The sequence below is a fragment of the Nonomuraea basaltis genome, from assembly GCF_005893125.1.
GTDB classification, from domain to species: Bacteria; Actinomycetota; Actinomycetes; order Streptosporangiales; family Streptosporangiaceae; genus Nonomuraea; species Nonomuraea basaltis.
The window spans coordinates 73,092-81,996 of the sequence record NZ_VCJS01000036.1; the positions used below are offsets into that span (position 1 = coordinate 73,092).

At 69.2% G+C, this 8,905-nt stretch carries 10 protein-coding genes and 1 riboswitch; of the genes, 7 read left to right on the forward strand and 3 right to left on the reverse strand.

Features of this window, described 5'->3' with window-relative positions:
- Positions 1-6: 6 nt before the first annotated feature.
- Positions 7-1,140 (reverse strand): S8 family serine peptidase, encoded by a 1,134-nt coding sequence (locus EJK15_RS19120; RefSeq protein WP_138711808.1) that lies wholly within the window; start codon positions 1,138-1,140, stop codon positions 7-9.
- A 207-nt stretch (positions 1,141-1,347) separates the two neighbouring features.
- Entirely contained in the window at positions 1,348-2,154 is an 807-nt protein-coding gene (locus tag EJK15_RS19125; protein WP_240777056.1) for an SAM hydrolase/SAM-dependent halogenase family protein, read from the reverse strand.
- Between the two features lie 118 nt (positions 2,155-2,272).
- Here EJK15_RS19125 and EJK15_RS19130 point away from each other — a divergent pair, with 118 nt between their 5' ends.
- The 3 genes from EJK15_RS19130 (at position 2,273) to EJK15_RS19140 (ending at position 4,130) form a co-directional block, all read left to right on the forward strand.
- Positions 2,273-2,572, forward strand: coding sequence for a DUF3263 domain-containing protein (locus EJK15_RS19130; protein WP_138711810.1), 300 nt, complete (start codon positions 2,273-2,275; stop codon positions 2,570-2,572).
- A 39-nt stretch (positions 2,573-2,611) separates the two neighbouring features.
- Complete coding sequence (gene otsB / locus EJK15_RS19135) at positions 2,612-3,382, forward strand: trehalose-phosphatase (RefSeq protein WP_138711811.1); 771 nt, start codon at positions 2,612-2,614, stop codon at positions 3,380-3,382.
- A gap of 169 nt (positions 3,383-3,551) precedes the next feature.
- Positions 3,552-4,130 carry a hypothetical protein gene (locus EJK15_RS19140; protein ID WP_138711812.1) on the forward strand — a complete coding sequence of 193 codons (579 nt, stop codon included), beginning with the start codon at positions 3,552-3,554 and terminating at the stop codon, positions 4,128-4,130.
- A 4-nt stretch (positions 4,131-4,134) separates the two neighbouring features.
- Here EJK15_RS19140 and EJK15_RS19145 read toward each other — a convergent pair whose 3' ends face one another.
- Positions 4,135-5,559: an alpha,alpha-trehalose-phosphate synthase (UDP-forming) gene (locus tag EJK15_RS19145; protein ID WP_138711813.1), complete on the reverse strand. Its 1,425-nt coding sequence runs from the start codon at positions 5,557-5,559 to the stop codon at positions 4,135-4,137.
- Between the two features lie 31 nt (positions 5,560-5,590).
- Here EJK15_RS19145 and EJK15_RS19150 point away from each other — a divergent pair, with 31 nt between their 5' ends.
- From EJK15_RS19150 to EJK15_RS19165, 4 genes are all read left to right on the forward strand, one after another.
- Positions 5,591-6,145: an RNA polymerase sigma factor gene (locus tag EJK15_RS19150; protein ID WP_138711814.1), complete on the forward strand. Its 555-nt coding sequence runs from the start codon at positions 5,591-5,593 to the stop codon at positions 6,143-6,145.
- A gap of 79 nt (positions 6,146-6,224) precedes the next feature.
- Positions 6,225-6,365: riboswitch (SAM riboswitch) on the forward strand.
- 13 nt (positions 6,366-6,378) lie between these two features.
- Complete coding sequence (thrC, locus tag EJK15_RS19155) at positions 6,379-7,614, forward strand: threonine synthase (protein WP_138711815.1); 1,236 nt, start codon at positions 6,379-6,381, stop codon at positions 7,612-7,614.
- A 23-nt stretch (positions 7,615-7,637) separates the two neighbouring features.
- On the forward strand, positions 7,638-7,913 hold the full coding sequence (locus tag EJK15_RS19160) for a MoaD/ThiS family protein (protein WP_138711816.1): 276 nt from the start codon (positions 7,638-7,640) through the stop codon (positions 7,911-7,913).
- Between the two features lie 243 nt (positions 7,914-8,156).
- Positions 8,157-8,357 (forward strand): cold-shock protein, encoded by a 201-nt coding sequence (locus EJK15_RS19165; RefSeq protein WP_068927743.1) that lies wholly within the window; start codon positions 8,157-8,159, stop codon positions 8,355-8,357.
- Positions 8,358-8,905 lie beyond the last annotated feature (548 nt).

Below are 8,905 nucleotides of genomic sequence, written 5' to 3' on the forward strand. Positions count from 1 at the left end.
CGCTTGCTAGGTTGAATCCCTCCCGCGCCTGCGATGCGTCGCGACCACCCAGGCCGACATCGTGGCCACCAGCGCCAGCATGCCCGCCACCACGGCCGTCCTGGAGGCGGGCGTCGTGCTCGGCGACCCCGCGCCGAAGTACGGGCCCGGACTGGCGGGCACGCCCAGCCGGTCGGCCGCGCGCAGGGCCAGCAGCGCGTCGGCCACCCCGTGCCCGTAGGCGGGGCTGAAGCCGGCCGCCGGCCGCAGTCTGGTGCCGAGCTGGATGGCCGCGCGCACGTGGTGCGGCGACAGGTCCGGATGCGCCGACCTGACCAGGGCCGCGATGCCCGCTACCATGGCCGCCGCCGAGCTGGTGCCGTCGCCGACCACGTAGGAGTCCTCGCCGTCGGCCGTGACGATCTCCGCGCCCGGCGCGACCACGGACAGGTAGTCCTGCCTGTTGGAGAAGCCCGCCACCCTGAGCCGCCGGTCGACGGCCCCCACGGCGATCACCCCGGGGTAGGCGGCGGGGAAGTTCTTCCGATTGGCCGCGTCGCCGTCGTTGCCCGACGAGGCCACGAGCACGGCGCCCTTGCCGATCGCGTACCGGACGGCCGCCTCCTCCTCCGCCGAGCCCTCCCACGCGCCGCTGCCGCCGCCGAGCGACATGCTGATGACCTCGGCGCCGTGGTCGGCCGCGTACCGGATGCCCTTGGCCAGCGCGTCGCCGCCGGAGCGCTGCTTATCGCGCAGCGGGTCGCCGTTCTCCAGCGTGACCCTGATGGACAGCACCTTGGCCGCGGGCGCCACCCCGATGACGCCGTCGCCGCGCCCGTCGCCGTGCCCGCGCCCGGCGATCAGGCTGGCCATGGCGGTCCCGTGCCGCCCCCACAGCCCCGCGCTCCCGGCGGCGCCGGTCAGGTCGGGGCCCTGGATCACGGCGCCCTCCAGGTCGGGATGGCGGCCGTTCACGCCGGTGTCGAGCACGGCGACCACCACGCCCGCGCCCTTGCTCGCCCGCCACGCCTCGGGCAGCCGCAGCACGCCGAGCTGCCACTGCCGGGCCCGCGCGACCTCGCCGACGTCGTCGGAGGCGCTCGGCGCGGCGATGCCGGCCACGAGCACGGCGAGCAGGATCGGGACGAGGAGTCTGCTCATCAGGTCAGTGCCCCGAGGGGCATCATGGTCAGTGCCCCGAGGGGCATCATGAAGGGCGGCACAACGGACAAGTGGCACACGTCAACCTCGAAGGGGAGGAGAGGACGTCCGATCTGCTCCCGCATTCTGACACGCAGCCGTCGAGGTAATCCGACGCTTCAGTAAACAGACCGATACGCGGAGTAATTCCGATCTGAGGCTTTCGCACTACGGAGTCGGCGAAAGTCGGACATGTGCTCCAGGCGGGAGCCCCAGCCGCTGCGCCGCGTCGCCGGAATTGACCGCGATCGCGATCAGCCCCGCCGAGTCCGCGAACGCCACCAGCTCGCCCGGCGGCACCGCCGCGTACGTCTCCCGATACGGCAGCGACAGCTGCCGCCGCCCCAGCCACACACCCAGCGTGTCGCCCACCTGGACCCCGAGCGCGTGCAGGTCACCGGCCGCGATCGACAGCTGGGTGTTGCCGTAGCGGTCGACCGAGACGACCTCGCCCTCCACGCAGCCCTCCCGCAGCTGCGAAGTGGGCTCGGGCAGCACGACCAGCCGGTCCACCGGCACCTCGGGACCCAGGTCCGTGATCTCCAGCCCGCCGGACAGCCGCCCCGCGACCGGCGAGAACACGTCCCGCCCGTGGAAGGTCGGCGAGACGGGCCGCAGGAAGTGCTCCGCGTTGCTGATCTCGTACGCGGCCCGCGCGCCACCACTGGCGCGCACCGCCCACGACAGCAGCCCGTTGTCCGGGCCGATGAACACCCGGCCGCCCGCGTCGACCGCCACCGCGCGCCTGGCGCCGCCCGCACCGGGATCGACCGCGCCGATGTGGATGCCCGGCGGAAGGTACGGGATGGTCTGGGCGAGAACGGCCGCGCCGCGCCGTACGTCCCCGGAGGGGATCAGGTGACACACGTCGATCACCCGGGCCTGCGGAGCGATCCCGGCAATCACTCCATGACAGGCCGCCACATAGCCATCTTCAAGCCCATAGTCGGTGAGGAGTGTGATTACTGAGGTCACATTTGGTGACTGTACGTCTCCCAATCCGCCGTGAACAGCCGCACTCGGCACATTACGATTGGCACGGGCCGCGTGCGTGTGACGTGATCGTCGCACGCCCCCTTTCGAGGAGGACACCATGGGAGCACCGCTCAGCGGTGACAATGCTGCCCAGGAACCGTCCCGCCAACCCCTCTCAGAACGCGATCTCGAACTCCTCGCCTTCGAGCGCCAATGGTGGCGCCACGCGGGCGCGAAGGAGCAGGCCATCAAGGAGACCTTCGGGTTCTCCGCCACCCGCTACTACCAGTTGCTCGGCGAGTTGATCGACCGGCCGGAGGCGCTCGAGCAGGACCCCATGCTGGTCAAGCGGCTCCGCAGGCTGCGCTCCACCCGTCAGCGCGACCGCGCGGCAAGAAGGCTTGGCATGCGCCCCTGACCGGCTGGGTACGGCAGCCGCGTGAGGAACATCCCTGGAATGGAAGCGATCTTGAAGGATCCGGCGGGCGCCGTGATCGGTCTCGACTTCGACGGGACTCTGTCGCCGATCGTGCCCGACCCCGCCACGGCCGTGATCCACCCGAAGGCGCCCGCGGTCCTCGCCGAGCTGGGGGCGCACGTCCTCGCGGTGGCCATCGTGACCGGCCGGCCCCCGGCCACCGCGCTGGAGCTGGGGCCGGGGCTGGCCGACGTGCCTGGGCTCGTCGTGCTCGGGCACTACGGCTTCGAGCGCTGGGAGGACGGCCGGATCTCCGCGCCGCCGCCCCCGCCCGGCGTGCCGCGCGCCGAGGCGGAGCTGCAACTGCTGCTCGGCTCGCTCGGGCTGCAGGGCGTCACGATCGAGGACAAGGGCCGCGCCGTGGCGGTGCACACCCGGCGCAGCGCCGATCCCGAGGGTGCGCTCGCCACTCTGCGCGAGCCGCTGGCGCGGCTGGCCGGCAAGCACGGGCTGGTGGTCGAGCCCGGCCGCATGGTGCTGGAGCTGCGGCCGCCGGGCATGGACAAGGGGCACGCGCTCAGCCTGTTCCTGGCCGAGCGGGCCGCCAGGTCGGTCATGTTCGTAGGCGACGACCTGGGCGATCTGGCCGCGTTCGACGCCGTACGCGCCTCGGGGCTGCCCGGCGTGACCGTGTGCAGCGGGTCCGCGGAGGTCACCGCGCTGGCCGAGCGGGCCGACATCGTGGTGGACGGCCCGGACGGGGTCGTGGCGTTGCTTGAGGAGTTCACGTCGGCCTTCAGCCGTTCCTGACCCGGCGCGCCTCGGACCGGCTCGCCGCCGTTCGTGACGTGACGCACGCCTGGATCGGCTCCCGGCCGTTCGTGACGTGACGCACCCTGGATCGGCTCCTGGCTGTTCATGACCGATGTTTCAGTCGTTCATGAGTGATCTGCAAGTGGCGGTCCCTAGGGTCAGGCGCATGTCCAAGCGTTGCCTTGCCGTCGCCTTCGTCGCTGCGGCCACCGTCCTGACAGCCGCCCTTCCCGCGAACGCCGCGCCCGCCCAGCCGCTGAAGCTGCGCAACGGCCTGACCCTCTACATCCCCATCCAGTGGGAGGTGCACCGCTTCGGCGCCGACGTGGTCCAGGTCGTCACCGGCAAGTGCGGCAAGCCCAAGGGCTGGGGCACGCCCGAGTGCGACGCCTTCTACGTCCTCGGCCCCTCGTACATCAGGCGCGGTGCCGAGGGGTTCGGCCCCTACACGGGCAAGAGGCCCTACTACCCGGCGAGCGACGTGCAGCCCTGCCCGGTCAACAAGAAGTGGGGCGAGATCATCGGCCCGAAGGTCACGCGCGGCCTGCGCCAGGTCGGCGCGGGACACAAGGCCGCCTACAACGCCTGGAAGTCCGAATGCGTCAGCTTCTCCGGCAGCACCACCAAGGTGCGGGCCCGCTTCACGCAGCGCGAGTGGCACCTGCCGCAGAGCAAGATCCTCGTCGTCGACCAGTGGAACACGCCGGGGCTGTCCGACGCGCTCAAGTACGCCGACTGGAAGTAGAGGCTCACGCCAGTGCGTCGAGCTGGGCCGCGAGCCACTTCTGCGGGGGCAGGGCGGTGGCCGCGGCGCACAGCTTGTCGCGGCGCGCCCTGCGCTCGTCCTCCGGCATGACCAGCGCCTCGTGCAGGGCCGCGGCGGTGCCGCTGATGTCGTAGGGGTTGACCACGATCGCGTGCGGGCCCAGCTCTGCCGCCGCGCCCGCCTCGCGCGAGAGCACCAGCGCGCAGCGCGGCGACAGCACCGGGCCCTCCTTGGCGACCAGGTTCATCCCGTCGCGGATGGGGTTGACCAGCAGCACGTCGGCCATCCGGTACGCGGCCAGCGAGCGCGGGTAGTCGTCGTTGACATTGAGGATCAGCGGGTCCCAGTCCTCGGTGGCGAACTCGTTCTCGATCTCCTGGGCCATGCGCTGCACCGAGGCGGTGTATTCACGGTATTCGGGCAGGTCGTGCCGGCTCGGATAGGCGAAGGCCAGGTGCACCACACGCCCGTGCCACTCGGGGTGCGCGGACAGGAACTCGCCGTAGGCCACCAGGCCGCGCACGATGTTCTTCGACAGCTCGGTGCGGTCGATGCGGACGATCAGTTTGCGGTCGCCGACCTGCTCCCTGATCGCGGCCATGTGGGACTCGACGTCCGGCTCGCAGGCCCGCTCCCACAGCGCCGCGCCGTCCACTCCGAGGCTGTGCACGCCGATCCGGGTCGTCCTGCCCTCATGGGTGACGCTGTGGGCCACGCGGTCGACCTCGGCGCCGAGCAGCGCCTCGCAGCAGTCCATGAACGCCCCCGCCCACCGTCCGGTCAGGAACCCGGCGTGATCGGCCCCCAGGATGCCCTCCAGGACCTCTCCGGCCACCTCGTCGGGCAGCAGGGAGAAGTATTCGGGCGGCGCCCACGGGGTGTGGCTGAAGTGCGCGATGCGCAGGTCGGGCCGCTCGGCCCGGAGCATCGCCGGGGTCAGTGTCAGGTGGTAGTCCTGCACCATCACCCGGGCGCCGTGCCCGGCCTCCTCGGCCAGCGCCAGCGCGAACGCGCCGTTGTAGTCGCGGTAGGACTCCCACTCACGCGCGAACCTCGTGCCGAAGTTGGGCGCGTTGGGGATGTCGTAGAGCAGGTGGTTGACGAACCACAGGGTGGAGTTGGCCACGGCGTTGTAGGCGCGGTGGAAGGTGGCCGGCGGGATGTCCAGCATCCGCAGCGGCCCGGTATCGTAACCGGCGTGGTCGATCCGGCCGCCGGGAGACAGGCGCACGGCGCTGCGGTCGTCGTCGGACAGCGCCGCACAAACCCACAGGACGCCGTCCTTCTTCGCCACCCCGGACAGCCCGGACACCAGGCCGCCGCCGCCTCGCCTCATGGTCAGCTCGCCGTCGTCGGAGACGGTGAAGGAGACCGGCCCTCTGTTCGAGGCCACCAGGACGCTGTTCATGAAGGCTCCCTTCGATCATAGGATCCCAGCTATGGCGCTTGATGAGCTAACCGAGGAACTCGCCCGATCCGCCGCAGCTGGAGATCATCGCGCGCTTGGCGAGCTGTTGGCCAGGATCGAGCCCGATGTGATGCGGCACTGCGCCCGGATCCTGCCCTATCACCAGGATGCGGAGGAGGCCTCCCAGGACACCTTGCTGGCCGTGGCCCGCAACATCGGGCGGTTCGAGGGGCGGGCGAGGTTCAGCACCTGGCTGCACATCGTGACCGCCAACTGCGCGCGGACGACGTACCGGTCGCTCAAGCGCCGGGCGGCCGAGCAGACCTCGGACGAGCTGCCGGTGCAGAAGCCCGACGCGCGGCGGGTGAGCGTGATCGCCGGCTCCCGGCTCGACCTGCTCGACGCGATGGAGGCGCTGGAGGCCGACAAGCCCGACCTGGCGCAGGCGCTGGTGCTGCGCGACATCGTCCAGCTCGACTACAACGAGGTGGCCGAGCAGCTCGGCATCCCGCTCGGCACCGCCAAGTCGCGCATTCACCAGGCCCGCAAATATGTGCAGGGCGTGCTGGGCGAGGACTATCGCTGAGACTTCACGTCTCACTTGCTGAGACGGATGGCCTTTTCGGCTACTGGGGCGGGTAGAGTCCCTTTCAACAACTGAATATTGCTCATCCAGAGGGGTGGAGGGACCGGCCCTGCGAAGCCCCGGCAACCCTCCCGGCTTGTGACTCGCGACGTGGCGAGGCCGACCGGGACAGGTGCCAATTCCGGTTCGCGGTCAAGGTGGCCGCGGGCGAAGATGAGGGAAGGCCTCGCTTCATGTCGCTCGACTTTGGTCCTGCTGTCGCTCTCACCTGCCGCGAGTGCGGCGCCCGCTACCCGCTCGGTCCGAGCTTCGCCTGTCTGGAGTGTTTCGGGCCGCTCGAAGCGGCCTACGACTTCGGCAACGTGACCCGCGCGGACATCGAGTCGGGACCGGCGAACATCTGGCGCTACCGCTCGTTGCTGCCCGTGCCGGCCGACGTGGCCGGCAAGCCCAACATGAACCCGGGCTGGACCAAGCTGGTCAAGGCGGGCAACCTCGGGCAGACGCTCGGCATCAAGTCCCTGTACGTCAAGGATGACTCCGGCAATCCCACCCACTCCTTCAAGGACCGGGTGGTCGCCATGGCCGTCGAGGCCGCGCGCAACTTCGGTTTCCACACGCTTTCCTGCTCCTCCACGGGCAACCTCGCGGGCGCGGTCACGGCCGCCGCCGCGCGGGCGGGGCTCGACGCCTGCGTGTTCATCCCGGCCAACCTGGAAGCGGCCAAGATCGCCATGGCCCGCGTGTTCGGGGGCAAGCTGATCGGGATCGAGGGCACCTATGACGACGTCAACAGGTTCTGCTCCGAACTGATCGGCGATCCGCTGGGTGACAAGTGGGGCTTCACCAACATCAACCTGCGGCCCTACTACGCCGAGGGCTCCAAGACGCTCGCGTACGAGATCGCCGAGCAGCTCGGGTGGCGCCTGCCCGAGCAGATCATCATCCCCATCGCCTCCGGCTCACAGCTCACGAAGATCGACAAGGGCTTCAAAGAGCTGGTGGCACTGGGCCTGGTCGAGGACACGCCTTACAAGATCTTCGGAGCGCAGGCGGCCGGGTGCTCGCCGGTGTCGACGGCTTACAAGGCCGGGCACGAGGTCGTCCAGCCGGTCAAGCCGGACACCATCGCCAAGTCACTGGCCATCGGCAACCCCGCGGACGGCCCGTACGTGCTGGACATCGCCCGGCGCACCGGAGGGGCCGTCGAGGACGTCACGGACCCCGAGATCGTGGCCGCGATCAAGCTGCTGGCCTCGACCGAGGGCATCTTCGCCGAGACCGCGGGCGGGGTGACCGTGGGCGTGCTCAAGAAGCTCGTCGAGACGGGTCAGCTCGACCCCGAGGCCGAGACCGTGGTGCTGAACACCGGCGACGGGCTCAAGACGCTCGACGTGATCACCGGCGAGTCCGCCCAGCCCACCGCCGTGATCCGGCCCTCTCTCGACGCGTTCCGCGCGGCTGTCTGACAACCAGGAAAGGCAAGATAACCATGAGCGTCTCTGTGCGGATTCCCACCATTCTGCGCACGTACACCGGGGGCAGCGCGGAAGTCAGTGGCGAGGGCGCGACTCTTCGTGACGTGCTGGCCAAGCTCGACTCCGACTACCCGGGGATCGGCGCGAGAATTCTCGATGAATCGGGCAAGATTCGGCGTTTCGTCAACGTTTATGTTGGGGAAGAGGACGTCCGATTTGCCGAAGGGCTCGACACTCCCGCCCCTGAGGGCACTCAGATCTCTATCATCCCGGCGGTCGCGGGCGGCTGAGTGCGGTAGATCACATCCTTGAAGGCGCCCCATGTGGGCGCCTTCTCCTTTTCCCTACCTATTCAACGTTGAACGACCCTCGATGCGAAGAAATGCGTCGTTTGTGGATTGACTCTGTTGCCAAACCCCGTGCCACAGGTATGGTCGAGGGCGATCGTCTGGCTGATTTTCCCTTAAGTCATGCGATTACGGGTCTCGCGGAGGAATGGGCGAGATCTGTGAGCCCAGTAAGAGGAGTCGGAAGTGGCGCAGGGCACCGTCAAGTGGTTCAACGCGGACAAGGGCTACGGCTTCATCGCGGTAGACGGTGGTAAGGATGTATTCGTCCATTACTCAGCGATCATGATGGACGGGTATCGATCTCTCGAACAGGGGCAGCGCGTCGAGTTCGAGATCACGCAGGGCCAGAAGGGACCGCAGGCAGAGTCTGTCCGCGCGGTCTGATTCACATCACTGGTATGCACCGGCCGCATCGCACGGCAGCGCAGTCCGTGCGAGCCGGCCACCTTCTTTCGCCGACTCGGTACGGCGGGCCGCGTCCAGCGGCCCACCGCAGGTTGCAGCTCCCTGTACCTGCGGCGGGACATGTCTGCACGCACGGGGCGGCTCGCCGTACAGACGACTTAACCGGACTGACCTGGGCGGGAACCCCTAGGGCGGAGTGCTCCGCTTGCACTCGGCAGGGTAGAGTGCTAAACAGTTCGTTGGCACTCTGTGTGGCAGAGTGCCAACAACTCGGATCGAGACGATGGGGTCTGCCGAACGGAGATGCAGGCTCGTGCCGTCGCGGGCGTCGGCTCGGTCCAGGACACGCCACCCTGTATCTGGGAGGTCTAGCCTTATGGCAGCCAAGATGATCGCGTTTGACGAGGACGCCCGGCGCGGTCTCGAGCGCGGTATGAACCAGCTCGCTGACGCCGTCAAGGTGACCCTGGGCCCCAAGGGCCGCAACGTCGTGCTGGAGAAGAAGTGGGGCGCTCCCACGATCACCA